The sequence below is a fragment of the Streptomyces sp. BK239 genome (assembly GCF_004217285.1).
Classification (GTDB): Bacteria; Actinomycetota; Actinomycetes; order Streptomycetales; family Streptomycetaceae; genus Streptomyces.
Genome location: NZ_SHKS01000001.1, coordinates 1,154,732 through 1,180,849, shown reverse-complemented (window position 1 = coordinate 1,180,849; position 26,118 = coordinate 1,154,732). Strand labels below are relative to the sequence as shown.

General features: G+C 72.8%; 19 protein-coding genes and 1 pseudogene. 9 read left to right on the top strand and 11 right to left on the bottom strand.

Annotation, left to right across the window (positions count from 1 at the left end):
- Window positions 1-288: 288 nt before the first annotated feature.
- From whiA to uvrC, 4 genes are read right to left on the bottom strand one after another with little or no spacing between them, the layout of a single operon-like run.
- Window positions 289-1,278 (bottom strand): DNA-binding protein WhiA, encoded by a 990-nt coding sequence (whiA, locus tag EV567_RS05155; protein ID WP_130437364.1) that lies wholly within the window; start codon window positions 1,276-1,278, stop codon window positions 289-291.
- Window positions 1,269-2,336, bottom strand: coding sequence for a uridine diphosphate-N-acetylglucosamine-binding protein YvcK (yvcK, locus tag EV567_RS05150; RefSeq protein ID WP_130437363.1), 1,068 nt, complete (start codon window positions 2,334-2,336; stop codon window positions 1,269-1,271). The genes whiA and yvcK overlap by 10 nt, the downstream gene beginning before the upstream one ends.
- The gene (rapZ, locus tag EV567_RS05145; RefSeq protein ID WP_130437362.1) at window positions 2,333-3,418 is read right to left on the bottom strand and encodes an RNase adapter RapZ; all 1,086 of its coding nucleotides are present in this window, start codon (window positions 3,416-3,418) and stop codon (window positions 2,333-2,335) included. The genes yvcK and rapZ overlap by 4 nt, the downstream gene beginning before the upstream one ends.
- A complete protein-coding gene (uvrC, locus tag EV567_RS05140) occupies window positions 3,415-5,466 on the bottom strand; it encodes an excinuclease ABC subunit UvrC (RefSeq protein WP_130437361.1) in 2,052 nt (683 codons plus the stop codon). The genes rapZ and uvrC overlap by 4 nt, the downstream gene beginning before the upstream one ends.
- Window positions 5,467-5,707: 241 nt before the next feature.
- Here uvrC and EV567_RS05135 point away from each other — a divergent pair, with 241 nt between their 5' ends.
- Entirely contained in the window at window positions 5,708-6,679 is a 972-nt protein-coding gene (locus tag EV567_RS05135) for a hypothetical protein (RefSeq protein ID WP_130437360.1), read from the top strand.
- Window positions 6,680-6,748: 69 nt separating this feature from the next.
- On the top strand, window positions 6,749-7,669 hold the full coding sequence (locus tag EV567_RS05130; protein ID WP_130437359.1) for a carbohydrate kinase: 921 nt from the start codon (window positions 6,749-6,751) through the stop codon (window positions 7,667-7,669).
- Between the two features lie 100 nt (window positions 7,670-7,769).
- Here the strand turns inward: EV567_RS05130 and uvrA are convergent, their stop codons facing one another.
- Window positions 7,770-10,691, bottom strand: a complete 2,922-nt coding sequence (gene uvrA, locus EV567_RS05125) for an excinuclease ABC subunit UvrA (RefSeq protein ID WP_130437358.1) — start codon at window positions 10,689-10,691, stop codon at window positions 7,770-7,772.
- Between the two features lie 223 nt (window positions 10,692-10,914).
- Here uvrA and EV567_RS05120 point away from each other — a divergent pair, with 223 nt between their 5' ends.
- Entirely contained in the window at window positions 10,915-11,601 is a 687-nt protein-coding gene (locus tag EV567_RS05120) for a maleylpyruvate isomerase family mycothiol-dependent enzyme (protein WP_130437357.1), read from the top strand.
- A gap of 9 nt (window positions 11,602-11,610) precedes the next feature.
- On the top strand, window positions 11,611-12,264 hold the full coding sequence (locus EV567_RS05115) for an MBL fold metallo-hydrolase (RefSeq protein ID WP_130437356.1): 654 nt from the start codon (window positions 11,611-11,613) through the stop codon (window positions 12,262-12,264).
- 513 nt (window positions 12,265-12,777) lie between these two features.
- Here EV567_RS05115 and EV567_RS05110 read toward each other — a convergent pair.
- Both EV567_RS05110 and EV567_RS05105 read right to left on the bottom strand, forming a co-directional pair.
- Window positions 12,778-14,409 (bottom strand): MFS transporter, encoded by a 1,632-nt coding sequence (locus EV567_RS05110; protein ID WP_130437355.1) that lies wholly within the window; start codon window positions 14,407-14,409, stop codon window positions 12,778-12,780.
- Between the two features lie 94 nt (window positions 14,410-14,503).
- Window positions 14,504-15,547, bottom strand: coding sequence for an NAD(P)/FAD-dependent oxidoreductase (locus EV567_RS05105; RefSeq protein WP_130437354.1), 1,044 nt, complete (start codon window positions 15,545-15,547; stop codon window positions 14,504-14,506).
- A gap of 414 nt (window positions 15,548-15,961) precedes the next feature.
- Between EV567_RS05105 and EV567_RS05100 the strand changes: the two genes are divergently transcribed.
- Window positions 15,962-16,585, top strand: coding sequence for a TetR/AcrR family transcriptional regulator (locus EV567_RS05100; protein WP_130437353.1), 624 nt, complete (start codon window positions 15,962-15,964; stop codon window positions 16,583-16,585).
- Window positions 16,586-16,927: 342 nt separating this feature from the next.
- Here EV567_RS05100 and EV567_RS05090 read toward each other — a convergent pair whose 3' ends face one another.
- The 4 genes from EV567_RS05090 to EV567_RS05075 are packed head-to-tail and all read right to left on the bottom strand — an operon-like array spanning window position 16,928 to window position 21,679.
- Window positions 16,928-17,929: a DUF5914 domain-containing protein gene (locus tag EV567_RS05090; protein ID WP_130437352.1), complete on the bottom strand. Its 1,002-nt coding sequence runs from the start codon at window positions 17,927-17,929 to the stop codon at window positions 16,928-16,930.
- On the bottom strand, window positions 17,926-18,930 hold the full coding sequence (locus EV567_RS05085) for a phytoene/squalene synthase family protein (protein ID WP_130437351.1): 1,005 nt from the start codon (window positions 18,928-18,930) through the stop codon (window positions 17,926-17,928). The genes EV567_RS05090 and EV567_RS05085 overlap by 4 nt, the downstream gene beginning before the upstream one ends.
- A complete protein-coding gene (gene crtI / locus EV567_RS05080) occupies window positions 18,927-20,459 on the bottom strand; it encodes a phytoene desaturase family protein (RefSeq protein ID WP_130437350.1) in 1,533 nt (510 codons plus the stop codon). Before crtI ends, EV567_RS05085 begins: the two co-directional genes overlap by 4 nt.
- On the bottom strand, window positions 20,456-21,679 hold the full coding sequence (locus EV567_RS05075) for a polyprenyl synthetase family protein (RefSeq protein ID WP_130437349.1): 1,224 nt from the start codon (window positions 21,677-21,679) through the stop codon (window positions 20,456-20,458). The genes crtI and EV567_RS05075 overlap by 4 nt, the downstream gene beginning before the upstream one ends.
- Before the next feature lie 487 nt (window positions 21,680-22,166).
- Here EV567_RS05075 and EV567_RS05070 point away from each other — a divergent pair, with 487 nt between their 5' ends.
- The 4 genes and pseudogenes from EV567_RS05070 to EV567_RS05055 all read left to right on the top strand — a co-directional run.
- Window positions 22,167-23,363 (top strand): lycopene cyclase family protein, encoded by a 1,197-nt coding sequence (locus tag EV567_RS05070; protein WP_130437348.1) that lies wholly within the window; start codon window positions 22,167-22,169, stop codon window positions 23,361-23,363.
- Between the two features lie 41 nt (window positions 23,364-23,404).
- Complete coding sequence (locus EV567_RS05065) at window positions 23,405-24,136, top strand: class I SAM-dependent methyltransferase (protein ID WP_130437347.1); 732 nt, start codon at window positions 23,405-23,407, stop codon at window positions 24,134-24,136.
- 50 nt (window positions 24,137-24,186) lie between these two features.
- Window positions 24,187-25,734 (top strand): FAD-dependent oxidoreductase, encoded by a 1,548-nt coding sequence (locus EV567_RS05060; RefSeq protein WP_242620670.1) that lies wholly within the window; start codon window positions 24,187-24,189, stop codon window positions 25,732-25,734.
- Window positions 25,735-25,854: 120 nt separating this feature from the next.
- Window positions 25,855-26,032 (top strand): annotated as a pseudogene (locus tag EV567_RS05055) (MBL fold metallo-hydrolase); the annotation flags it as partial.
- Window positions 26,033-26,118 lie beyond the last annotated feature (86 nt).

The following is a 26,118-nucleotide window of genomic DNA, read 5'->3' as shown; positions in this document are numbered from 1 at the left end:
GGTTGGGCCACCGCCCGTGAGGCCCTCCGCCAGAGGGCCCACCGCCCGTGAGGCCCTCCGCCGGTAAGCCCTCCGCAGGTGGAGCCGTCCGCACCGGGCAATCCCTTCGCCGGTGTGCCACCGCCCGTCAGGCCCTCCGCTGGTGGGGACGCCGCCCGTACGGCCTCCGCTCGTGGGGCCCACCGCCCCTGGGGGCCTGCGGCGGCGTAACGGGGCGTGGTGCCAGGGCGGGCGGCGGGCGGCGGGCGGCGGGCGGCGGGCGGCGGGCGGCGGGCGGCCGAAGGGTGGTCAGCCCACCAGGTTGTCGGCCAGTTCCTCGCTGAGGTTGGCCTCCGTGCTCGGGATGCCCAGGTCGGACGCGCGCTTGTCGGCCATGGCGAGCAGCCTGCGGATGCGGCCGGCGACGGCGTCCTTGGTCAGCGGCGGGTCGGCGAGCGCGCCCAGCTCCTCCAGTGAGGCCTGCTTGTGCTCCATGCGCAGGCGGCCGGCCGCCGCGAGGTGCTCGGGGACCTCTTCGCCGAGGATCTCCAGCGCGCGCTGCACCCGGGCCCCGGCGGCCACCGCCGCGCGGGCGGACCGGCGCAGGTTGGCGTCGTCGAAGTTGGCGAGCCGGTTCGCCGTGGCGCGCACCTCGCGGCGCATCCGGCGCTCCTCCCAGGCCAGCACCGACTCGTGCGCGCCGAGGCGGGTCAGCAGCGCGCCGATCGCGTCACCGTCGCGGACGACCACCCGGTCGACGCCGCGCACCTCACGGGCCTTCGCCGCGATGGACAGCCTGCGGGCCGCGCCGACGAGCGCGAGCGCGGCCTCCGGCCCGGGGCAGGTGACCTCCAGGGAGGAGGACCGGCCGGGCTCGGTGAGCGAGCCGTGCGCGAGGAACGCCCCGCGCCAGGCCGCCTCCGCGTCGCAGGTCGCCCCCGAGACCACCTGCGGCGGCAGACCGCGGATCGGGCGGCCCCGCCCGTCGACCAGGCCGGTCTGCCGGGCCAGCTGGTCGCCGCCCGCGACCACCCGTACGACGTACCGGGAGCCGCGGCGCAGACCGCCGGGCGCCATCACGATCAGCTCGGAGCTGTGGCCGAAGATCTCCAGGATGTCCCGCTTGAGCCGGCGGGCCGCCATCGCGGTGTCCAGCTCCGCCTCGATCACGATCCGACCGCTCACCAGGTGGAGGCCGCCGGCGAACCGCAGGATGGCGGAGACCTCCGCCTTTCTGCAGCAGGTACGGGTGACGGGGAGCCGGGAGATCTCGTCCTTCACCGCTGCCGTCATCGCCATGGGCCGATCCTTCCATGCATCCGAAAAATACGGTCGTACGCGGCGGCCAGCAGCTCCGGATCATGCCGCGGAGTTCCGTCGGGCCGGGCCACCGGCGCCAGCTCCACCGCGGCCCCGAACCGTTTGGCGGCGTCGGTGAGAGAGTCGCGGTCGGGCACGGCGGCCTCGTCGGCCAGCACCACGTCCAGGGCGAGTTTAGGGGCGTGTCGTCCCAAAACCTCCAAATGACGCTGCGGGGAGAAGCCGTCGGTTTCTCCCGGCTGCGGTGCGAGGTTCAGCGAGAGTACCCGGCGCGCCTTGGTCTGCGTGAGCGCGTCCAGCAGCTCCGGCACCAGCAGGTGCGGGATGACCGAGGAGAACCAGGAGCCGGGCCCGAGGACGACCCAGTCCGCGTCGAGGACGGCCTCCACCGCCTCAGGGACGGCCGGCGGGTCGTGCGGCACGAGGTGCACCGACTGCACCTCGCCGGGCGTCAGCGCCACGGTCGCCTGTCCGCGCACGGTGTCCACGTCGTCGGGGCGCTCGGGGTCGTGCCCCTTGACCAGCGCCTGGAGTTCCAGCGGGACGGCCGACATGGGCAGCACACGCCCGTGCGCGCCCAGCAGCCGGCCGACCAGGTCCAGCGCCTGCACATGGTCGCCGAGCTGCTCCCACAGGGCCACGATCAGCAGGTTGCCGACCGCGTGGCCGTTGATCTCGCCCTGCGACTGGAAGCGGTGCTGGATGACCCGGGACCAGGTCTGGCCCCAGTCGTCGTCGCCGCACAGCGCGGCCAGCGCCTTGCGCAGATCGCCGGGCGGCAGGACGCCCAGTTCGTCGCGCAGACGCCCGCTGGAGCCGCCGTCGTCGGCCACGGTGACGACGGCGGTGAGGTCGCCGGTGATCCGGCGCAGCGCGGCGAGGGAGGACGACAGGCCCATCCCGCCGCCGAGCGCGACGACCTTGGGCTGGGCGCCGCGGCGGCGGGGTCTGCCGCCCCGGGCCTCGGCCGGTCGGCTCACCCGCCCCTCGGACGCCGTCCTGCGCAGCCGGCCGAGCCGCGGAGTGCGTCCCGTCATTCCCGTCCCATGTCCCGGTGCACGACCACCGTCTCCACGCCCTCGGCCGCGAGGCGCGCGGCGAGCTTCTCCGACATGGCGACCGAGCGGTGCTTGCCGCCCGTGCAGCCCACCGCGATGGTCACGTAGCGCTTGCCCTCCCGGCGGTAGCCCGCGGCGACGAGCTGGAGCAGCTCGGCGTACCGGTCGAGGAACTCCTTGGCGCCGGGCTGGTTGAGGACGTACGCCGACACCTCCTCGTTCAGGCCGGTGAAGGGGCGCAGCTCGGGGACCCAGTGCGGGTTGGGCAGGAAGCGCATGTCGACGACCAGGTCGGCGTCGACGGGGAGGCCGTACTTGAAGCCGAAGGACATCACGGTGGCCCGCAGCTCGGGCTCCTCCTCGCCGGCGAACTGGGCGTCCATCTTGGCGCGCAGTTCGTGCACGTTGAGGCTGGAGGTGTCGATGACCAGGTCGGCGTCGCCGCGCAGCTCGCGCAGCAGCTCGCGTTCGGCGGCGATGCCGTCGACGATGCGGCCGTCGCCCTGGAGGGGGTGCGGGCGGCGCACGGACTCGAAGCGGCGCACCAGGGCGTCGTCGGAGGACTCCAGGAAGACGATCCGCCGGGTGACGCTCTTGGACTCCAGGTCGGCGAGGGACTCGCGGAGGTTGTCGAAGAAGCGCCGGCCGCGGACGTCGACGACGACGGCGATCCGCGCCACGTTGCCCTGGGAGCGGGCGCCGAGCTCCACCATGGTGGGGATCAGGGCGGGCGGGAGGTTGTCGACGACGAACCAGCCGAGGTCCTCCAGACACTTGGCCGCCGTCGAGCGGCCGGCCCCGGACATGCCGGAGATGATCACCAGCTCGGGGATGGCCGCGTCGGGGATCCCGGGTGGTGTGACGTCCGTGCTCACCTGTGCTCCGTCTTCCTGACGCGCCTGCTGTTCGGCGTCGTCGTGACCTGCATTGTGCGGGTCGGGTCGCGCGCCGGACGCGCTGGGGTCCTGCTGGGGGGCCCGCGGCGGCTGTCCGGGGGCCGGCGGCGCCGGCGTGGGGGGTTGTTCCTGTCCGCTGGTGGGGTGTGCGTCGTGCTCGGTCATGTCTCCTGCCCCCGTCGTTCTTCCGGGACGCCCGCGGCGACGGGCTCCCCGGGGGGACCCGTCGTGTCACCGGGTTCCCCTTCTTCCATGATCTCTCCCGTGGCCGTGTTCACGGCGGGCGCGGGCGGTGCCGCCCCGGCGAGGGCGGCGGCGATCGTCTCGGCCGTCTTGCGGCCTATGCCGGGCACCTCACAGATCTGCTCGATCGTCGCGGCGCGCAGCTTCTTCACCGAGCCGAAGTGTTTGACCAGGGCCTGCTTGCGGGTCTCGCCGAGGCCCGGCACATCGTCCAGGGGGCCGGCGCGGAACCGCTTGGCGCGCTTGGAGCGCTGGTAGGTGATGGCGAAGCGGTGGGCCTCGTCGCGGACGCGCTGGAGGAGGTAGAGGCCCTCGCTGGTGCGGGGCAGGACGACCGGGTCGTCGTCGCCGGGCAGCCAGACCTCCTCCAGTCGCTTGGCGAGGCCGCAGACGGCGATGTCGTCGATGCCGAGTTCGTCGAGGGCCCGGCGGGCGGCCGCGACCTGCGGCTGCCCGCCGTCGACGACGATGAGCTGGGGCGGGTAGGCGAACCGCTTGGGGCGGCCGTCCTCCTCGGTGAGGGCGCCGTCGGGGAGGGCGGGGTCGCCGTCGGCCCACTCGCCGGTGCGCTCCTTCTCGGCGAGGTAGCGCCGGAAGCGGCGGGAGATCACCTCGTGCATGGACCGGACGTCGTCCTGTCCCTCGAAGCTCTTGATCTGGAAGCGCCGGTACTCGCTCTTGCGGGCGAGTCCGTCCTCGAAGACGACCATGGAGGCCACCACGTCGTCCCCCTGCAAGTGGGAGATGTCGAAGCACTCGATCCGCAGCGGGGCGCTGTCCAGGTCGAGGGCCTCGGCGATCTCCTCCAGGGCGCGCGAGCGTGTGGTCAGGTCCGAGGCGCGCTTGGTCTTGTGCAGGACCAGGGCCTGCTGGGCGTTGCGCTCCACGGTCTCCATCAGGGCCCGCTTGTCGCCGCGCTGCGGAACGCGCAGCGAGACGGCGGAGCCGCGCCGCCCGGTCAGCCACTCCTGCACCGGCTCCACCGGGTCGGGCAGCGCGGGGACCAGGACCTCCTTGGGTACCGCGTCCCCGGACTCCTCGCCGTAGAGCTGCTGGAGGGCGTGCTCGACGAGGGCGCCGGTGGTGATCTCCTCGACCTTGTCGGTGACCCAGCCGCGCTGGCCGCGCACCCGTCCGCCGCGGACGTGGAAGATCTGGACGGCCGCCTCCAGCTCGTCCTCGGCGACCGCGATCAGGTCGGCGTCGGTGGCGTCGGCGAGCACGACCGCGTTCTTCTCCATGGCCTTGCGCAGGGCCTCTATGTCGTCGCGCAGGCGGGCGGCCCGCTCGTACTCCATCTCGTCGGCCGCCTGTGCCATCTGCTGTTCCAGCCGCCGCAGGTAGGCGCCGGTGCGGCCGGCCATGAAGTCGCAGAACTCCTCGGCCAGGTCCCGGTGGTCGTCGGCGGAGATCCTCTCGACGCAGGGCGCTGAGCACTTGCCGATGTAGCCGAGCAGACAGGGGCGGCCGGTCCGGGACGCGTTCTTGAAGACGCCCGCGGAGCACGTGCGGACGGGGAAGACGCGCAGGAGGAGGTCGACGGTGTCGCGGATCGCCCACGCGTGCGCGTACGGGCCGAAGTACCGGACGCCCTTCTTCTTGTGGCCGCGCATCACCTGCACGCGCGGGAAGTCCTCGTTCATCGTCACCGCGAGGTAGGGATAGCTCTTGTCGTCGCGGTACTTGACGTTGAAGCGGGGGTCGTACTCCTTGATCCACGAGTACTCCAGCTGGAGCGCCTCCACCTCCGTGGACACCACCGTCCACTCCACGGACGCCGCCGTGGTGACCATGGAGCGGGTGCGCGGGTGCAGGCCCGCGAGGTCCTGGAAGTAGTTCGCCAGGCGCTGGCGCAGGCTTTTCGCCTTTCCGACGTAGATCACCCGGCGGTGCTCGTCGCGGAACCGGTACACCCCGGGGGAGTCCGGGATCTGTCCCGGCTTGGGGCGGTAGCTGGAGGGGTCGGCCATGTCTCACACCCTACTGGCGCGCGGTGACAGTCCGGCCGGGCTGTGGACAACCGCGGCGGGTGCGTCACGTTCCTTCGCTCAGGTGTTGTCGGGGCTTGGTCAACACGCTTCAATGCGGGGGAACTCGGGTGGTGAAGCACGCCCTACGGATGTGAAGGCGTCCCGCGCCCTCCTGGGGTGCCCGGCCACCCACGCGAACGGTCTGACCAGCCGTCGTGCGCATTCACAGAAAGGCCCCTGCATGCCGCATGCCCCTCAGCACGTGGACGCCGACGCCGAGTCCACCGCCGCGGACGCCGTGGCGGATCTGGAAGCGGCCCTGCGGGGCGGCCCCTTCCACGTCGCCCTGCGGGCCGCGATCGCGGCCCGGGGGCTGCCCCTGCAGCGTGTGCAGCACCATCTGTCGCGGCACGGGGTCAAGGTCGGCGTCACCAGTTTGAGTTACTGGCAGCAGGGCGCTCGCCGACCGCAGCGCCCGGAGTCCCTGCGGGCCGTGCGCGCGCTGGAGGAGATCCTGCGGCTGCCGGAGGAGTCGCTGATCCGGCTGCTCACGGAAACCGGCGCGGATCTGGCCGCCGGGCAGCCCGCGGGACGCTCCTACCGGGCGCTCATGGCGGCCTCGGACGTCCTGGAGAAGCTGTTCGTCGAACTCCAGTGCCCTCTCGACGACGGTCTCCACACGCTCGGCCACCACGAGCGGGTCCGGATCGGCGGACGCCGCGAGCTGCTCGGGCGCGAGTCGCAGCACATCGTGCGGGCCCACCGCGACGGCGTGGACCGCTTCGTCGCCGTCCACCACGGGGACCCCGGCTGCGTCCCGGACCGGATGGCGGTGCAGGCCCTGGAGAACTGCCGCACCGGCCGGATCCGCCGCCACCACGACACCGGCGTCCTGGTGGCCGAGCTCCTCTTCGACACCCGGCTGCGGGCCGGCGAGACCTTCCTCTTCCGCTACGGCGTGCAGGACGGCACCGCCGGGGCGTGCCGCGAGTACGTCCGCGGTTTCGACGCGCCGGGCGGTCAGTACGCCCTCCAGGTCCGTTTCGCCGAGGACGCGCTGCCGGTCCGCTGCCACCGCTTCTCCCGGCACTCCCCCGCCGCCCCGCGCAGCGGCCGTCAGGAGCTGCCGTTCAGTCACCGGCACCGCTCGGTCCACCTCGTCGAGCCGCGGGTACGGTCGGGCATGCTGGGCATCGGCTGGGACTGGGAGTGAGCGAGCCCTCGCCCCGCCGGTCCCTGAGCCGCTGACGCCACCGAGCCCTTAGTGGAAGGAGACCACCCTGTGATCGTCGTCGCCGGTGAGGCCCTGATCGATCTGGTGCCGCAGGGCACGGGCGCCCTCGCGGCGCTGCAACCGGCGCCGGGCGGCGGCCCGTTCAACACGGCCGTGGCCCTCGGCCGGCTCGGCTCGCCGACCGCCTTCTGCTCGCGCGTCTCCCGGGACGCCTTCGGCGAGGCGCTGCTCGGCCGGCTGCGCAAGTCGGGCGTGGACGTCTCGCCGGTGCGGCGCGGCCCGGAACCGACGTCCCTCGCCGTCGCCACCCTCGACGGCGAGGGCTCGGCCGCCTACTCCTTCTACGTCGACGGCACCGCCGACCGGCTGTTCGCCGCGCCGGCCGGGCTGCCCGCCGGGACGCGCGCGGTGTCGTTCGGCACCTGCTCGCTCGTCCTGGAGCCGGGCGCGAGCGCGTACGAGGAGCTGATGCGAGCGTCGGCGGCGCGGGGGCTGTTCACCGCGCTCGACCCCAACATCCGGCCCGGTCTGATCCCGGACGCCGACGCCTACCGGGCCCGCTTCAAGAGCTGGCTGCCCTCGGTGTCCCTGCTCAAGCTGTCGGAGGACGACGCCCGGTGGCTGGGCGGCACCCCGCGCGAGTGGCTGTCCGCCGGTCCGGCGGCCGTCGTGGTCACGCACGGCGGCGACGGGCTCACCGCCCATACCGGCTACGGCGGCGAGTACGCCGAGTACACGGTGCCGGGCGAGAAGGTCGAGGTCGTGGACACGATCGGGGCCGGCGACACCGTGAACGCGGCCCTGCTGCACGGGCTCGCGATGCGCGACGCGCTGTCCCCGGCCGCGGTGGCGGCACTGGGCCGCGACGGCTGGGAGCGGCTGCTGCGGTTCGCGGCCCGCGCTGCGGCGGTCACCTGTTCCCGGGCGGGCGCCGAACCGCCCTACGCGTCCGAACTGGGCGGACTGTAGGGGGTGTCGGCCGGCGGACGCCCTGAGGGCGCGGCGGTGTGCCGACAACGGACGGCGGCCCGCGAAGAGTTCCCACGGGCCGCCTCGGATCGCGGGCTCCTTATCGCTTGGCCGCCGCCTTCTTGCGGGCCGTCGTCTTCTTGGCCGGCGCCTTCGCGGAGGGCGTGGCGTCGCTGATCTTCTCCGGCGCGAGGATCTCGCGCAGGAACTTGCCGGTGTGGCTGGCCGGGACGCCGGCGACCTGCTCGGGCGTGCCCTCGGCGACGACCACGCCGCCGCCCGCGCCGCCCTCGGGTCCCATGTCGACGACCCAGTCGGCGGTCTTGATCACGTCGAGGTTGTGCTCGATGACGATGACCGTGTTGCCCTTGTCGACCAGACCGGAGAGGACCTTGAGGAGCTTGCTGATGTCCTCGAAGTGCAGACCGGTGGTCGGCTCGTCCAGGACGTAGACCGTACGGCCGGTGGAGCGGCGCTGAAGCTCACTGGCGAGCTTGACGCGCTGGGCCTCACCGCCGGACAGGGTGGTCGCGGACTGGCCGAGCCGGACGTAGCCGAGGCCGACGTCCTTGAGGGTGTTGAGGTGGCGGGCGATCGCCGGGACGGCCTCGAAGAACTCCGTGGCCTCCTCGATCGGCATGTTCAGCACGTCGGCGATGGACTTGCCCTTGTAGTGGACCTCCAGGGTCTCCCGGTTGTAGCGGGCCCCGTGGCAGACCTCGCACGGGACGTAGACGTCCGGGAGGAAGTTCATCTCGATCTTGATGGTGCCGTCGCCGGCGCAGTTCTCGCAGCGACCGCCCTTGACGTTGAAGGAGAAGCGGCCGGGCAGGTAGCCGCGGACCTTCGCCTCGGTGGTCTCGGCGAACAGCTTGCGGACGTGGTCGAAGACGCCGGTGTAGGTGGCCGGGTTGGACCGGGGGGTGCGGCCGATGGGCGACTGGTCGACGTGGACGACCTTGTCGACGAGGTCGTCGCCGTCCACGCGGGTGTGCCGCCCCGGCACGTTCCTCGCGCCGTTCAGCTCGCGGGCGAGGTGCGTGTACAGGATGTCGTTGACCAGGGTCGACTTTCCGGAGCCGGACACGCCGGTGACCGCGGTGAACACGCCCAGCGGGAAGGAGACGTCGATGTCCCGCAGGTTGTTCTCGCGGGCGCCGTGCACGGTGAGCTGCCGGGACAGGTCCCGGGGGCGCCGGATCTCGGGCAGCGGGATCGCCTTCTTGCCGGACAGGTACTGCCCGGTCTGCGACGCGCTGTTGGCGAGCAGTTCCTTCAGGGAGCCGCTGTGCACGACCTCGCCGCCGTGCTCGCCGGCGCCGGGGCCGATGTCGACGATCCAGTCGGCGACCTTGATGGTGTCCTCGTCGTGCTCGACGACGATGAGCGTGTTGCCCATGTCCCGCAGCCGGACGAGGGTCTCGATCAGCCGGTGGTTGTCACGCTGGTGCAGGCCGATGGACGGCTCGTCGAGGACGTAGAGGACGCCGACGAGGCCGGATCCGATCTGGGTGGCCAGCCGGATGCGCTGGGCCTCGCCGCCGGAGAGCGTGCCGGCGGCGCGGTTGAGGGAGAGGTAGTCGAGGCCGACGTCGACGAGGAACTTCAGCCGCTCGTTGACCTCCTTGAGGACCCGCTCGGCGATCTTCTTGTCGCGGGCGTCGAGCTTGAGTTCGCCCAGGAAGTCCGCGCAGTCGCTGATGGACATCGCGGAGACCTCGGCGATGGACTTGTCCATGATCGTGACCGCGAGGACGATCGGCTTCAGCCGGGTGCCCTCACAGGTGGGGCAGGGCACCTCGCGCATGTAGCCCTCGAAGCGCTCCCGGCTGGCGTCGCTCTCGGCCTCGCTGTGGCGGCGCTTGACGAAGGGCACGGCGCCTTCGAAGGGCGTCGTGTACACGCGCTCGCGGCCGTAGCGGTTGCGGTAGCGGACCTCGATCTGGGTCTTGTGGCCGTGCAGGAGCGCCTTCTTGGCGCGCTGCGGCAGGCCGGCGAAGGGGATGTCCGTCCGGAATCCCAGCGCGTCGGCGAGGGCGCCGACCAGCCGGCCGAAGTAGTCCTTGGTGTGGCCGTGCGACCAGGGGTGGATGGCGCCCTCGTCGAGGGACTTGTCCTCGTCGGGGACGATCAGCTCGGCGTCGACCTCCATGCGCGTGCCGATGCCGCTGCACTCGGGGCAGGCGCCGAAGGGCGAGTTGAAGGAGAAGGAGCGCGGCTCCAGCTCCTCGAAGGACAGGTCGTCGTAGGGGCAGTACAGGTGCTCGGAGTACATGCGCTCGCGCTCGGGGTCGTCCTCGGGGAGGTCGACGAAGTCGAGCACGACCATGCCGCCGGACAGGCCGAGGGCGGTCTCCACGGAGTCGGTGAGCCGGCGCTTGGCGCTGTCCTTCACGGTGAGACGGTCGACGACCACCTCGATGGTGTGCTTCTCCTGCTTCTTCAGCGTGGGCGGGCTGGACAGCTGGACGGTCTCGCCGTCCACGCGCGCGCGGGAGTAGCCCTTGGTCTGCAGGTCGGCGAACAGGTCGACGAACTCGCCCTTGCGCTCGCGCACGAGCGGCGAGAGCACCTGGAAGCGGCTGCCCTCGGGCAGCTCCAGGACCCGGTCGACGATGGCCTGCGGCGACTGGCGCGTGATCGGGCGGCCGCACTCGGGGCAGTGCGGCTTGCCGATGCGCGCGAAGAGCAGGCGCAGGTAGTCGTACACCTCGGTGATGGTGCCGACCGTGGAGCGGGGGTTGCGCGAGGTCGACTTCTGGTCGATGGAGACGGCCGGGGAGAGGCCCTCGATGAAGTCGACGTCGGGCTTGTCCATCTGGCCGAGGAACTGGCGGGCGTACGAGGAGAGCGACTCCACGTAGCGCCGCTGGCCCTCGGCGAAGATCGTGTCGAAGGCCAGCGAGGACTTGCCCGACCCCGACAGGCCCGTGAAGACGATGAGCGAGTCGCGCGGGAGGTCGAGCGAGACGTTCTTGAGGTTGTGCTCGCGCGCTCCACGGACGATGAGACGGTCGGCCACGCCGGTCCGCACCTTTCTTGAGAGAAGTGACAGGGGCGGGGCCCCCGTCCTTCTCAGACTAGGGGGAGCCACTGACAACGCCGGTCGGGATGCATGGGTTCACAACAATCCCCGGCTCTCCAGCATGCCCGACGTCGCCTCCGACCATATAGCACGCACATTCGATTTACGGGCGCTCTCCGCCTCCTTCACCCGGAAGGGTGGCGGGACTAGGGTCAGCAGCATGATTGATCACGCTCATGACCTGCTGTGTGTACAGGACGCGACGGAGCGGCTGCTGACCGCGGTCGCCAAGCTGGACGACGCGTCCGTGGCGACTTCGTCCCGTCTGCCCGGCTGGAGCCGGGGCCATGTCCTCGCCCACCTCTCCCGCAACGCGGACGCCCTGGTGAACGTCCTGGCGGGCCGCCCCATGTACGTCGACGCCGCCGCCCGCGACGCCGACATCGAGCGGGACGCCCCGCGCCCGCTGGAGGCGCACCTCACCGACCTGCGGGAGAGCGCGGCCCGCTTCCAGGAGGCGGCCGGCGTGCCCGGCGACTGGTCGCGCACGGTGGAGCTGCGCAACGGCGTCACCGACTCCGCGTCCCGGCTGCCCTTCCGGCGGTGGGTGGAGGTCGAGCTGCACCACGTGGACCTCGGGATCGGGTACGAGTTGGAGGACCTGCCGGAGGAGTTCACGGAGCGGGAGACCGGCTTCCTCGCGGACCGGTTCGCCGGCCACCCCGACGTGCCGCCGACGCGCCTGACGGACGGCACGCGCGCGTGGCGCACCGGCCGGCCGGGCGACGCCCCGGAGACGGCCGTCACGGGCGCCCCGGCCGACCTCCTGGGCTGGCTCGCCGGCCGCCGCGACGGAGCCGCGCTGACCGTGTCCGGCGGAAGTCTTCCGGCGCTTCCCCCGCTATAGGCTGCCGACATGACGTACAGCGGAGAGGTGCGGGTCGGCGGCCCGGCGGACGTGCACGAGCTGAAGGACCTGATGATCACCAAGATCGCGGTCGGTCCGATGAGCAACAACGCCTATCTGCTGCGGTGCCGGGCCACGGACGAGCAACTGCTGATCGACGCGGCGAACGAGGCGCGGACCCTGCTCGGCATGATCGGTGACGACGGCATCGCGTCCGTCGTCACCACCCATCAGCACGGCGACCACTGGCAGGCGCTGGCCGACGTGGTCGCGGCCACGGGCGCGCGCACGTACGCCGGCCGCGAGGACGCCGGGGGCATCCCCGTGCCGACGGACGTGCCGGTCGACGACGGCGACGTCATCCGGGTGGGACGCGTCGAACTGACCGCGCGCCATCTCGTCGGGCACACCCCGGGTTCGATCGCCCTCGTCTACGACGACCCGCACGGGCACCCCCACGTCTTCACGGGCGACTGCCTCTTCCCCGGGGGGCCTGGCCGGACAACACAGGCCGCGGAGTTCAACTCCCTGATGAACGGCCTGGAGACCAAGCTGTTCGACGTCCTTCCGGACGAGACCTGGATTTATCCCGGCCACGGCAACGACACCACCATCGGCACCGAGCGGCCCCATCTCGCGGAGTGGCGCGCACGAGGCTGGTGACCGTCCGACGACGACCGCCCCTGCTTCGAAACCGAAGCGGGGCGGTCGCGCATTCAGGCCCGTTCCGCGCTCGGGAGGGTCATGCCCCACGGACGGTGGCAGCGGTGACCGCCATGATCAGGGGGACTGTTGCACGGGCTGCGGTCTGCCGGGCCGGGTTCACCTGGCAGGCGGCGGAACCTCTACTTCTCCGCAATCCATCCCTTCGGCTCCCAGCCGTACTGCGGGCCCGAAACACCCGCACGCAGCTGGAGGCCGCGCTCGAGCGGGCTGCGACCGCCGCTGTCACCTCAGACTCTTGGCCTCCGGGCCGCCCCGCAGGAGAGCCCCGGGGCGGCGCGGAGGCCAAGGACGTTGAGGTGTGCCGACAGAGGATGCGTGGCCGTGGACCGTGACCACGCCCGCCCCGTGCGCGTCTCGCGCCGCCGGGCTCCTGCCTGCCCCGCCTGGCGGGCGACCCGGCGGAGGCGGTGCCCGTCGCTGGGGCGATCCGGTGGACGCCCCGTCGGCGATCTAGCGAGTGGACCCGCTGTGCTCCCGCACAGTGGCCGCGTCGCTCGCCGTCGTCCCGGTCCCCGGCTCGGCGCTCTGCTTCGCGAAGCCGCGCCGGCCCGGCAGAACCGCGAGGACGATCAGGGTTCCGGCGGCCATGATGATCCCGCCGATCAGGCTGGTCTGGGCGACTCCGTGGGCGAAGGCCTGGTGGACGGCGTCCACGGCGGCCTGGGCCTGCTGGGGCCCGGCGGAGGGATCCTGCCCAACCCGCTCCGCGACGGCCAGGCCGGCGCCGACCGAGTCCTTGGCGGTCTCCATCGCCTCAGCCGGGAGCCGGTTGCCCACCAGGTCGGTCAGCTCGTCCCGGTAGGCCGTGCCCAGCAGCGAGCCCAGCACCGCGATGCCCAGCGCCCCGCCCAGCTCGAGCGCGGTGTCGTTGACACCGCCGCCGACCCCCAGCTCGGACTCGGGGAAGGAGCCCATGATCGTGTCGGTCGCCGGGGAGATGGCCAGTCCGAGCGCGAGGCCCAGCATCATCAGCGGCACCAGGAAGTCCCCGTACGTCGACCCCTTGTCGATCTGGGTGAGCAGGAACATGCCCGTCGTGCCGATGGCCAGGCCGGTCACGGCCATCACCTTCACCCCCAGCTTCGGGGTGAGCATCCCGGTCAGCGCGGACCCGAGGAACACCGCACCCCCCAGCGGCAGCAGCCGTAGGCCCGTGTCCAGGGCGCCGTAGCCGAGGACGAACTGCAGGAACTGCGTCGAGTAGTAGAGCACGGCGAACATGCCGAAGAAGAAGAACATCACCGCGAGCATCGAGCCGCTGAAGGGCCGCAGCGCGAACTTTCGGACGTCCAGCATCGGGTGCGGGTGCCGCAGCTCCCAGGCGACGAAGGCGGCCAGACCGGCACCGGCGACCACGGCGGCGGTGCCGGGGCCGGCGCCCCAGCCGAAGTGCGGGCCCTCGATGGCGGCGTAGATCAGGGAGCCGACGGTGACGATCGACAGCAGACCACCGACGTAGTCGATCCGGCCCATGCCCTCCGCCTTGGACGGCGGTACCAGGGCGAGCGCGCCGAACACGGCGAGGACGGCGATCGGCACGTTGATCAGGAAGGTCGAGCCCCAGGCGTGGTCCTCGAGCAGCCAGCCGGAGACCAGCGGGCCGACGGCTACCGCCACCCCGGAGGTCGCGGCCCAGGCGGTGATGGCCTTGGCCCGCTCGCTCCGGGGGAAGGTCGCGACCACCAGGGACAGCGTGGCCGGCATCACGACCGCGGCACCGACACCCATGATCGCGCGGGCCACGATGACCAGCGAGGTCTCGTCGACCATGCTCCCCATCACCGAACCGCCGGCGAAGATCAGCAGACCCAGCACCAGCGCGCCGCGCCGGCTGTACTTGTCGCCGATCGCGCCCAGCACCAGCATCAGCGCCGCGTACGGAACGGTGTAGGAGTCGACGACCCACTGCAGATCACTGCTGCTCAGGCCCAGGTCGGTAGTCATGTCGGGGGCGGCGACGATCAGCGACGTGTTCGCCATCACCGTGATCAGCAGGCTCAGGCACAGCACGAGCAGCGCCCACCAGCGCCGCGCGTAAGGCCCGGTCATCTTCTCCACGGGGGTATGTGCAAGGAAGGGCATCAGTAGCTCCTGAGAGGGACGGGGCGGACGAGCGGAATCACTTAATTGCCCGTGAGGGGAGCGGGCGACGGACTGAGATCTCAGGGCTTCGAGATCATCCTGTGGCCCCGTGGGGGCTTGCCTCGGCGATCCCTTGGAGGGCCGCGTCGGTGTCAGCGGTGGCCAGCATCCTGTTGATGTAGTCGCCGGCCAGTGCGCCGGCCGCTGCGGAGGCCCCGACCTGGGCGACCGGATCGGTGGCGTTGCCGGCCACCCACACGCCCGGCACCTCGGTGGCGCCGGCCAGGCCGGAGGCGAAGCCGCGGCCCGTCGGCAGGTCCTGCATCGGCAGGCCCAGACCTTCCAGGCCCTGGGTGCGGGCCTGCATCTGCGTGACGACCGCGAGGACGCGGCGGGCCACGACCTGGCCGTCGGCCAGGCGCACCCCGGCGAGGGCGCCGTCCTCGTCGTTGACGACCTCGGTGACCGGGGTGTCGATGACGCGGATGCCGCGGGCGGCGAAGCGGGCGCGGCTGTCCTCGTCCAGGTCGGTTTCGCGGGTGAAGTAGGTCAGGTCCTCGGTCAGCTGACGGAACAGATACGCGTGGCCGATGGAGGCGGGGCCGGTGGCGAGGATGCCGATGGGCTCGTCGCGCACCTCCCAGCCGTGGCAGTACGGGCAGTTCACCACACTGTGCCCCCAGTGCTCGGCGAGCCCGGGCACCTGTGGCAGCACATCCTTCACGCCGGTGGCGACCAGGATGCGGCGGGCGGTGATGTTGCGGCCGTCGGCCAGGGTGACGGTGAACCGCAGGTCCCCGTCCGCCGACGGGGCGGCGGACTCGGCCGAGACCACCTCGCCGTGGATGACGCGTCCGCCGTACTGGCGCACCTGCTCCCGGCCCCGTCGAAGGATCTCGGACGGCGGGGTGCCGTCGAAGACGATGAAGCCGTGCACGGCCTCCGCGGGCGCGTTGCGCGGGGAGCCGCTGTCGATCACGACGACCGAGCGGCGGGAGCGGGCGAGGATCAGTGCACCGTTCAAGCCCGCGGCGCCCCCGCCGATCACCACCGCGTCGACGGTCCCCTCGGCCAGTGCGTCGCTCGCGTACGGAGGAGTGGTCACAGCCGTGGCCTCCTGCTTGTCCTTGTCAGTCATGGTTCGATCAGTCCTTCGAGTTCTGGGTGATTGCAGGGGTCAGCTGTTCAGGAAGCCCGGGAAGTGGTCGACGACCGTCGTGGGCTGTGGTGGAGAGTCCGGCCCCGGTTTGCTCGGGACGCCTGCAAGGCATCGCCATGCCGGACGGCGCGAAGTTCGACGGCATGGGTTGCCCTCGGTCGCGCCAGGCGTCCAGACGGCCTGTCCGGTGAACTCAGGACCGTTATGGACTGAACAGTCAGAAACCTAGGCGGTTCTGTACTGAGTTGTCAAGTACGACGGGTCGCCCCTCGCTCACCGCGACGACGTGTGGAATGTCGAGTTTGGGCTTCTGGGTGATCACGGGCTCGGCCGGAAGCCAGGCAGTTCTGTACTGAGTTGTCAAGAAGGGTCGGTCGGCTTTACCTTCTGTGCATGGCGAGACCACGAAGCTTCGACCGCGACCACGTCCTCCATGCCGCCGAGCGGCAGTTCCGCACCGCGGGCTACAACGGCACGAGCGTCGACGACATCAGTGCCGCCACCGGCCTGGGCCGCGGCAGCCTCTACGGCGCGTTCGACGGCAAGCACGGCGTGCTGCTGGAGGCTATGACCGGCTACTTCGCCCGGCTGGCGCAGGGTCCGCGCAAAATGCTCGACGGACCGGACGAGGGCGCCCTGGAACGACTGCACCAGTACTTGCTCCGCGCCGTCCACGGGGTACCACTCGCCGCCGACGTACCCCCCGCCTCCGACCGGGCGGGGTCGGCCTGCTTCGCCGCCAAGATGGCCCTGGAGATCGGCGCCTCCGACCCCGAAGTGAAACGCCTGGCCAGCGAATGCTTCTCCGTGGTCCGGGCGGCGGTGGCCGACTGTGTGCGAGCGGCACAGCGCAACGGCGACATCGACCCCGACGCGGATCCCGAAGACCTCGCATACCTTCTGCTGACCATCATCCGCGGCAGCGATGTCGTCGGCGCGTACGGCCACAGCCCCGACCGCCTAACCTCGATAGCGGAGAGCGCGTTCGCCTTGCTGCCTCGCCCGCGCCACCACTGAAGAGGGCACGGCCCGCAGGTTTACGCGCCGCCGTGACCTCGTGTATCGGCGCGTGCTGTGGTGTTCCCGGGGGGTCCTGGTCGGACAACACGTCCGGAAGAGTTCAACTCACTGATGGACGGCCTGGAGACCACCCGTGCTCGCTGTCGGCCGACCGCGCCGAGATCGACCGGTGTGCTCCTCGCCGCACCGTGTGCCACCGCGTCACCGGGAGCGGTGACACATGTGCCGGTGCCGGACGATGGCCCTGACCGCCTTGCCGCTTCGCGCGCTGGTTCGCCTGCGAGGACGCACTGGTGGTGTGGCGTTCGGGGAGTATCGGCACGCCCAGGGTCAGCCGGGTCACCGATCGCTTTCCCGCAGGTCGCGAAGCCGCTCGGCGTAGGCGAGATCGTCGCGCCAGAGGCGGCCCGCCACCGTGCGCAGCAGGGGGCGCAGGGCCGGGGCCAGGACGCGGGCGAGGGCGAAGCCGGGCCGCTCGGAGGTGGCCAAGACGGCTTCCACGACGGCGGTGCGGGGCCGACCCAGTTCGTCCGGGCCGAGGGGGGTGGCATGGGTCTCCACGACGGACCCGGCTCCCTCACCGTCGGTGATGCGCATGAGCACCGTGCGCGGCTCGGGAGCGGTGAACTCCGCGCGCACCGGCACCACGATCCGCCGGGCGAGGCGGAAGGAGACGTCCACGACGAAGGTGTCGTCTTGCGTCCCGTTGCCGGGGGCCCGGACGACGGTGAGGTCGACGAACGAGTAAGGGTGGAACCACGCGCCGTGCCAGGGGTCGAGGCGGTTGGCGACGACGTCCCTCGGCTCACAGGTCCCGACGCCCGTCCAGACCGCGTAGAGGGACTGCGGGAGCGCGGGCCTGACCGGCACCACCGGAGCGGGCGTCGGCTCCTCACGGCCGACCGCGTCCAGCCTCACCCACACCAGCACGCCGTCGTCGTGGACGGGCAGCGGCTCCCAGCCGGCGTACTCCGATCCGTTGAGGGACAGACCGTGCCAGTGGCAGACCAGGGTGCCACAGCGCACCGGGCTGTCCGCCAGCGGGGCGCCCAGGTGGGGACACCGGCCGGGGCCGGCCACCAGGCGCCCGCGCGCGTCGCGCCAGACGACGACCTCCGTGCCCGCGACGCTGACCGCCAGCGGGCGGGTGAGCGGGACGTCCGCGGTCGCGCCCACCACGAACCAGTTGCCCGACGGGCGGGCCAGGGCGCGCTTGAGCGCTCCCGCGATGACGGCGGGCCGGGCGTGCCGCCACGTGGGCGACTGGTGCTCCCAGCGCACCGCGCGGCGGCGCAGACTCAGCGGATGACGAGCCCTGCGCGGGTTCGGGGCGGGGGTCATCCGCTCTCCTCGACGGGGATGGGGCACGACCTGGTCACGGTGACGGGGGACTGCCCGCTCTTGCGGCGAGCGGCGAGCCGGGCGGCGGCGACCCGGGTGAGTCCGTCGGCGGCGACCACCGCGCGCCGGTGCCGGGAGACCACCGCGCGCCGGTGCAGCGCCGCGTACCCGTCGTCGGCGATGGCGTCGAGGATGCTCCCGTAGAGCACGTAGGCGGTCCTGATGCAGGGCCGCGCCACCGGGTCCAGCATGGCGAGGCCCGGCGCGGCCTTCCGGTAGACGGCCCGGGTCATGTCCTCCCCGGCCCGCACAGCGGCTGTGATGCGCCGGTCCCGGCGGCCGGTGCTTCTGCTCCAGCGCAGCAGGTCCCGGTCGACGCCGTGCGCGGCGAGCAGGTCCTCGGGCAGGTAGACCCGGCCGCGGTCCAGATCCTCACCGATGTCGCGCAAGAAGTTGGTGAGCTGGAACGCAACCCCCAGCGCGGCCGCGTGCGGCGCCGCCTCGTCCCGGGGCACGACGGTGCCGAGCACGGGCAGCATCTGCAGTCCGATGACCGCGGCGGAACCGTGCATGTACGCGTACAGGTCGTCGTAGGTGGCGTACGCGCCGACGGTCAGGTCGCTGCGCATCGACGCCATGAAGTCGGTGAAGTGGGCCGGGGCGATGGCGTGGCGGGAGGCGGTGTCGGCGACGGCGAGGACGACCGGTTCACCGGCCGGCGGGGCCCCGTCGAGCGCTTGCCGCAGCCGTGCCTCCAGCCGGTCCAAGGCTGCCGCGCGCTGCGCGGGTGCGGCAGGTCCGCCCACGTCGTCGACGATGTCGTCGGCCCACCGGGCGAAGCCGTACAGCGCGTGCACGGCGGGTCTGCGCGCCGCGGGCAGCAACCGGGTGGCCAGGAAGTAGGTGCGGCCGTGGCGGGCGTTGAGTCGTCGGCACCGCTCGTAGGCGGCGCGCAGGGCCGGGTCGGTGATGCCGGCGGCGTCCAGTTCGCGCCGGCTCATCGCTCCGCCCCCCGCGGGGGCGCGGGGCGCTGCGGCGGGCGGCTCGGGGACGTGGATCCGGTGATCCGTGCCGCGGCTAGCCTGCCGGAGATCAGCACGGTCGGTACGCCGACGCCGGGGGTGGTGCCGCAGCCCGCCAGGACGACGTTGTCGACGCCGCGCACGAGGTTGCGAGGGCGGAACGGGCCGGTCTGGGCGAAGGTGTGGGCGGCTGAGAAGGGCGTGCCGGCGGCGTGGCCCTGCGCAGTCCAGTCGGCGGGTGTCACCAGGCACTCCTCTTCGACGGTTGAGGCGATACCGGTCATTCCCCGGCGCTCCAGGGTGGCCAGGAGGCTGTCCCGGTAGCGGGGGGCGAGCCCGTCCCAGGCCGCGGCCGGCATCCCGACCTCGGTGTTGGGGCAGGGGGCCAGAACGTAGTGCAGGTGCCGTCCCGGGGGCGCCAGGCCGGAGTCGTCGGCGGTGGGGCGGGTGATCAGCAGGGACGGGTCGGTCATCAGGCTGCCCGTCCTGGTCAGTTCCTCGAAGGTGCGCCGCCACGCGGAGCCGAAGGACAGCGTGTGGTGGGCGAGGTGTGACCAGGTGCGGGTGGTGCCGACGTGCAGGACGACGGCCGACGGCGCGTAGCGCAGGCGGACCGGGCGACGCGGGCCACGGCCCAGCAGCCGGTGGGCGACGGGGAGGTCGGGAGTGAGGACGACCGCGTCGCACGGGATGCGCTCCTGCTCGGTGCACACCGCCGTGATCCGGTCGCCCCGCCGCTCCAGGCGCGTGACCTCCTGGCCGAAGCGCAGTTCGGCACCGGCGTCGGCAGCGGCGGCGGCCAGGGCACGGGGCAGGGCGTGCATGCCGCCGCGCGGGAAGTACACGCCGGCCACCGTGTCCATGTAAGCGATGACGGCGTACGCGGCCAGTGCGCGCGACGGTGCGACGCCGGCGTACAGGGACTGGAAGGAGAACACCCGCTGGAGGCGCTCGTCGGTCAGGAACCGGGCGATGCGTGTGTCCAGCCGGTCGAAACCGCCCAGCGCGGCGAGCCGCGCCAGGTCGGGCGTCAGCAGGCCCAGCGGGGAGTCGAAGTTGGCGTCGATGAACCTGCGCATCTGGACCGCGTACAGCTGGTGGAGCCAGCGGCGCAGCCGCCGGTAGCCGGCCGCTTCCCGGGCTCCGGCGAACCGCTCGACCTCCGCCTCCATCGCGGCGGCGTCGGTGTGGACGTCGAGGGTGCTTCCGTCGGCGAAGCAGGCCCGGTAGGCGGGGTGGAGGGGGACGAGGTCGACGCGGTCGGCGAGGCGCTCGCCGACCGCCGCGAACGCCTCGTCGGCCAGCTGCGGCATCGTCAGGACGGTCGGTCCGGTGTCGATGCGGTAGCCGCCGAGGTCGCGTCGTCCGGCTCGGCCACCGGGGAGGGCGTCGCGTTCGACGACGGTCACCCGGCGGCCGGAACCCAGCAGGTGCAGGGCCGCCGACAGGCCCGAAAGGCCCGCTCCCACCACCACGACGTGGTCCGTCCGGCCGCGCACCGTCCTCATCGTCGCCTCTTTCCGGCGCCCAGCGGTGCGCCCCCGTCGTCCACCGCTCTGGTGCGGGGGCCGGGCCCGCAGCCGGCCGCCGCGCGCAGCAGCTCCCGCAGCCGCCCGGCGGCAGGCTCCGGCAGGGCGGCTTCCGCCAGCCGCCGCAGGCCGCGGAAGCCGAGCCGCTCCGCCCGGCGTTCCACCGCCTCGCGGGCTCCGGTGCGTTCCAGCACCTGCCGCACCTCGGCGAGCCGGTCCTCGGTCAGCCGACGGGCCCCCACACAGTCGTCCAGCACGGCCAGCGCCTCGGTGTCGCCGTCGGTCCAGGCCCTGGCCCGGGCCACGGCGACCAGGTGGGTCGGCTTGCCCTGCCGGATGTCGTCGCCCGAGGGCTTGCCGGTGGCGCGGGGTGCTCCGAACACTCCCTGCAGGTCGTCACGGAGCTGGAAGGCGATGCCTGCGCAGCGTCCGGCCGCCGACAGGATCTCCGTGGTCCGCGCATCGGCCCCGGCGAGCGCGGCACCGAGGACCATCGGCCGTTCGACCGAGTACATCCCGCTCTTCAGACAGGCGATCCGTACGGTGCGGGCCGCGGAGGGCATCCCGGTCACCTGGCCGTGCAGGTCGAGGTACTGCCCGGCGACCATCTCGGTGCGCATGACCCGCCAGATCTCCCGTACGGCGTCGGCCATCGGCGCCGGCAGGGGCGTACCGGCGACGACGTCGTCCGCCCACGCCAGGGCCAGGTCGCCGACGAGGACCGCCGCGGCCTTCGCGAAGTCCGGGCCGGCCTCGGGGTACTGGTGAGCGACGTCGGTGTGCAGCGCGGCGCGGCCGCGGCGCAGGGGGGAGCCGTCCATCGCGTCGTCCTGCACCAGTGCGCACGTCTGCAGAAGTTCGAGGGCCGCCGCGATCCGCAGCACAGCCGCGGTGTGCCGGGCCTCTCCCCCGCCGGCGCGGAAGGACCACCACAACAGCTGGGGGCGGACCCGCTTGCCACCGTGCAGGGTGAAGACGGCGAGCCGGGCGGCCAGGTCGTCGCCGAAGACGGTGTCGAGCGTCCGGCAGTGGGCGAGGCGCTCGCCGATGATCTGCTCCAGGCAGCGCCGGACGGCGGCGGACACGTCGGCGTCCACGGCCGCCGGGTGCGACGCGAACGGCCCCGGGCGGGCGCCGGCGGGGGTGAGCGGCGGCTGCCGGGTCCCGTCGGAGACGTCGTTGGCTCCGCTGGAGAGCATCCCGTTTCCTCTCGTAGGCAGGGGGACGTCGTGGGGTGGTTCGGCCGCACACAGCGCTTCGGATGCGCCGCCGTGGCACGGGGAAGCGCGGGGCGCGCGGTACACCGCAAGCCGGTCGCCCGGCAGCGCGCTTCCTGGTGCCGGTGCAGCGGGAGAAGGTGTCTCCCGCACCGCGCGGCCGGGACGCGGGCATGCCCGCGTCCCGGCCGCCCACGCCTGGAACCCGGACGCCCCGATGCCTTCCCCGTCGCGGCCGGTCTGCCGCGGCGGGGCACCGAATGGCCTCCGCCACCACCCGTTCGGCGGGCACCCGTCGGAAAGCGGGCCAGCGTGGCACGCATCCGGGGGCGGAGCCGGGCCGGAATACTCCAGCGCAGCCGGCTGACCCCGGTGGACGACGCGGCGGAGGGCGTCGGTGCGGACCGGCCGACGCGGCGGACGGCACCGGCGCGGGCCGGTGGAGAGCGGGCGCGGGAACGGAGGAGGAGTGGTCGAGTCGGACATCGTCATCGTCGGTGGCGGGGCCGCGGGACTGTCCCTGGCGCACCGCTTGCCGAGGAACACGGTCCGGCGGCAGGCGGTGTCCGCCGTCCTGGTCGACGCGCCGGCCGGTCCATTGCGGGCACCGCCGCGGACCTGGTGCTTCTGGGAAGCCGACCGAGGCCGTTACCACTCCGCGGTGACGGCCTCCTGGGAATGGCTGCGCATCCACAGCCGGCGAGGGACGCCCGTGCTGCGCCCCATCGCACCCCTGCGCTACAAGATGATCCGCTCCGACGACTTCGAGGCGCTGGTGGCGGACGACCTGGCGCAGCGGCCGTGGATCCGACGGATCGAGGCCACCGTTCACGACCTGGCGTTCCGTGCCGGCGGCCCGACGCACGTGCGAGCCACGGACGCCTCAGGTGCCCGGGTCGATCTGGCGGCCCGCTGGGTGTTCGACTCCCGGCCCCTGCACCGCCTGCCCGCCGCCCGCACCCACCTGCTTCAGCACTTCCGCGGTTGGTTCGTCCGCACCAGGCGGCCGGTGTTCGACCCGGCCGTGGCCGAACTGATGGACTTCCGCACACCTCAGCCGGCGCGCGGACTGTCCTTCGGGTACGTCCTTCCCACCAGCCGCCACACCGCCCTGGTCGAGTACACCGAGTTCGGCCCGGCGCCGCTGACCGCCGACGCCTATGACACCGCGCTGGAGCACTATATGCACCACGTGCTCGGCATCGGCCCGGTGCAGGTACTGGCCACGGAACAAGGGGTGATCCCCATGACCGACGCCGTCCTCACCGCCCGCGCCGCACCCACGGTGTTCCGCATCGGAGTCGCCGGCGGCTGCACACGTCCCTCCACCGGCTACACCTTCGCCGCCATCCAGCGGCAGACAGAGGCCGTCGCCCGGGCCGTCCGCGCGGGCCGCCGTCCCGCTCCACCGCCGCCCCACCCGAGGCGCGCGCGGATGATGGACGCCGTCCTCCTGCGCGCTCTGGACACCGGCCGCGTCGACGGCCCGGACTTCTTCTGCCGGCTGTTCGACCGCGTGCCCGTGACGCGGCTGCTGCGGTTCCTGGACGGGCGGACCCGGCTGTACGAGGACCTCGCGGTCGGCGCGCACGCCCCGGTGGCACCGATGCTGCGCACGGCCGCGGAACTGCGGTGGCTGCCCCGCCGCCCCTTCCCCGCCCCCTGACCGGCCTGCCCAGACAGGCGGCCTCCGCACAGGAGTTGCTGATGACCTTGCTGCACGATGCGGCGCTGGCCGAAGCGTTCGACCGCGGCGCCGGCAGCTACGACCGTCTGGTGACGCTGAACCCGGGCTATCACGCGCAGTTGCGCCGCTCCGCCCGGCGCCTCGCCCAGGCGGCCGGCACGGCCGGGAACCGGGTACTCGACCTCGGCTGTGGCACGGGCGCCTCGACCGCGGCCCTGGCCGCCGCCCTGCCGCGTGCGCGGATCGTCGGGGTGGACGCGTCGGCGGGCATGCTGCGCCGGGCCGCCGCCAAGGAGTGGCCGACCCGGGTGTGCTTCGTCCACGCCCCGGCGGAGGACCTCGCCGCGGCCGGTGTGCACGGCCCGTTCGACGCGGTCTTCGCCGCCTATCTGTTCCGCAACCTGGCCGACTGCGACGCTGTGCTGGGTACGGTGCTGGAACTGCTTGCGCCGGGTGGCCGGCTCGCGGTGCACGAGTACGCGCTCAGCGGACGGCGCGTGGACCGCGCGGTGTGGTCCACGGTCTGCGCGGGCGTCATCCTGCCGCTCGGCGCGGCCACCGGCAACGGCGGGCTCTACCGCCATCTGCGGCGCAGCGTCGGGGAGTTCGACACCGCGCCGGCGTTCGCCGGCCGGATGCGCCGGGCCGGATTCGACCGGGTCCGTGTGCTGCCGCTGCCGGGCTGGCAGACGGGCATCACGCACACCTTCCTCGCCCGGCGGCCACCGGAGCGTCCCGGCGGTGCACGGTGAACGGCCGAACCAGCGGCCGGCCGCCCGGCCGGGACCGGCGGGCGCAGAGGGTGGCCGTCCGGCCAGGAACGGACCACGTCCCGGCCGATCCGCCGGTCACCGCGGTGATCGGCGGCGGCATCGCCGGTCTGGCCGCGGCCACGGTGCTGGCGGAGCGGGGCGTGCGGGTGGTGCTGTACGAGCGGGAGCCCTTCCTCGGCGGCCGGGTGGCGGGGTGGCCGGTCACCCTGCCCGACGGCAGCCGCGCCACGATGAGCCGGGGCTTCCACGCCTTCTTCCGGCAGTACTACAACCTGCGGGCCCTGCTGCGCCGGGTGGATCCAGGGCTGGGCATGCTGACCGGCCTGCCCGACTATCCCCTTCGGCACAGCGGCGGCCTGTGCGACAGCTTCCGCCGCGTGCCGCGCACCCCGCCGTGGAGCGTGCTCGGCTTCGCGGCGCTCAGCCCCACGTTTCGGCTCGGGGACCTGCTGTCCCTGCGCCCGGCCGCCGCGCTGCCCCTGCTGGACGTCCGTACCCTCCGAGTGCACGAGGACCTCGACCACGTCAGCGCCGACGCCTTCCTGGACGCCGTGCGCTTCCCTGAGGCCGCGCGGCATCTGGCCTTCGAGGTGTTCTCCCGGAGCTTCTTCGCCGATCCCCGGGAGCTTTCGGCGGCCGAGATGGCGCTGATGTTCCACATCTACTTCCTCGGCTCGAGCGAGGGTCTGCTGTTCGACGTGCCCCGAGAGCCCTTCCCCACGGCTCTCTGGGAGCCGTTGGCGGGGCATCTGGCACAGTGTGGAGCTATCTTGCGCACCGCCACATCCGTCGAGACCGTCCATCCCGTCCCGGACGGTGGGCACCTCGTGGTCGACGCTTCCGGCACCCGGCTCTTCGACGCCGTGGTGCTGGCCATGGACACTGGTGGTCTGAAAGCGGTGGTGGGCCGCTCCCCGCGGCTCGGCGACAGCGCGTGGCGCGACCGGATCGCGCGGCTGCGCACGGCCGCGCCCTTCCTTGTGTCCCGGCTGTGGCTGGACCGCCCCCTGAACCCCACCCGCCCCGGCTTCCTCGGCACCAGCGGCTACGGAGCGCTGGACAACGTCAGTGTTCTCGCCCGGTGGGAGGGCGAGGCGCGACGCTGGGCCGCGCGCACCGGGGGCTCGGTCGTCGAACTCCACGCCTACGCCGTGCCGTCGGCCACCGACCGCGACACCGCCGAACGAAATCTCGTCGAGCAACTCCACCGGGTGTACCCGGAGACGCGCCACGCCCGTGTCCTCGCCGCGCGGCACGAGTGGCGGGCGGACTGTCCCCTCTTCCCCGTCGGCGGGTACGTCCACCGTCCTACGGTGCGCACCCCTGACCCGGCCGTCGTCGTCGCCGGTGACCTGGTCCGCACCGACCTGCCCGTGGCCCTGATGGAACGCGCTGCAACCTCGGGCTTCCTCGCCGCCAACGCCCTGCTGGAGCGGTGGGGGGTGCGCGGTGAGGAAGTATGGACAGTCCCCGACCGCGGCCGGTCAGCGCTGTTGCGAGCCCTGGCGGCACGCCGCCGACCCGAGCCTCGGAGGGGTGAGAGCAGCGGAAATCGGGAGCGCGCGGGGCTCACATGACGCGCTGTCCTGACGCCACCCCGGACGAGTAGTTCCGATGTGGCTCAGTGGCCGCAGGCGATCAGTGACCTGGTGAGGGTGGTGTCGCGGCGGACGATCTCGTGGCAGCCCCTCAGGCTCCCGGGCGGTCCTGGCCGGACAACACGGCCTGAGGAGTTCAACTCCTTGAGGGACGGCCTGGAGACCAAGGTGTTCGACGCCCTGCCCGATGAGACCTGGGTCTACCCCGGCCACGGCAATGACACCACCCTCGGCACTGAGCGGCCCCACCTCGCCGGAGTGGCGCGCACGCGGCTGGCCAGCGTTGCTCGGCTTGATTCCCCAGGCAGACCCAGAGGTTGGGGCAGATCGGAAAGAAGCCGGCGCACGCAGCCGACGCCGGAA

Excerpts from the sequence above, each read along its gene's own strand:
- whiA (WP_130437364.1), bottom strand. The coding sequence starts at position 1,278 with ATGGCGATGACGGCAGCGGTGAAGGACGAGATCTCCCGGCTCCCCGTC.
- yvcK (WP_130437363.1), bottom strand. The coding sequence starts at position 2,336 with ATGACGGGACGCACTCCGCGGCTCGGCCGGCTGCGCAGGACGGCGTCC.
- rapZ (WP_130437362.1), bottom strand. The coding sequence starts at position 3,418 with ATGACCGAGCACGACGCACACCCCACCAGCGGACAGGAACAACCCCCC.
- uvrC (WP_130437361.1), bottom strand. The coding sequence starts at position 5,466 with ATGGCCGACCCCTCCAGCTACCGCCCCAAGCCGGGACAGATCCCGGAC.
- EV567_RS05135 (WP_130437360.1), top strand. The coding sequence starts at position 5,708 with ATGCCGCATGCCCCTCAGCACGTGGACGCCGACGCCGAGTCCACCGCC.
- EV567_RS05120 (WP_130437357.1), top strand. The coding sequence starts at position 10,915 with ATGATTGATCACGCTCATGACCTGCTGTGTGTACAGGACGCGACGGAG.
- EV567_RS05115 (WP_130437356.1), top strand. The coding sequence starts at position 11,611 with ATGACGTACAGCGGAGAGGTGCGGGTCGGCGGCCCGGCGGACGTGCAC.
- EV567_RS05110 (WP_130437355.1), bottom strand. The coding sequence starts at position 14,409 with ATGCCCTTCCTTGCACATACCCCCGTGGAGAAGATGACCGGGCCTTAC.
- EV567_RS05105 (WP_130437354.1), bottom strand. The coding sequence starts at position 15,547 with ATGACTGACAAGGACAAGCAGGAGGCCACGGCTGTGACCACTCCTCCG.
- EV567_RS05100 (WP_130437353.1), top strand. The coding sequence starts at position 15,962 with ATGGCGAGACCACGAAGCTTCGACCGCGACCACGTCCTCCATGCCGCC.
- EV567_RS05090 (WP_130437352.1), bottom strand. The coding sequence starts at position 17,929 with ATGACCCCCGCCCCGAACCCGCGCAGGGCTCGTCATCCGCTGAGTCTG.
- EV567_RS05085 (WP_130437351.1), bottom strand. The coding sequence starts at position 18,930 with ATGAGCCGGCGCGAACTGGACGCCGCCGGCATCACCGACCCGGCCCTG.
- crtI (WP_130437350.1), bottom strand. The coding sequence starts at position 20,459 with ATGAGGACGGTGCGCGGCCGGACGGACCACGTCGTGGTGGTGGGAGCG.
- EV567_RS05075 (WP_130437349.1), bottom strand. The coding sequence starts at position 21,679 with ATGCTCTCCAGCGGAGCCAACGACGTCTCCGACGGGACCCGGCAGCCG.
- EV567_RS05065 (WP_130437347.1), top strand. The coding sequence starts at position 23,405 with ATGACCTTGCTGCACGATGCGGCGCTGGCCGAAGCGTTCGACCGCGGC.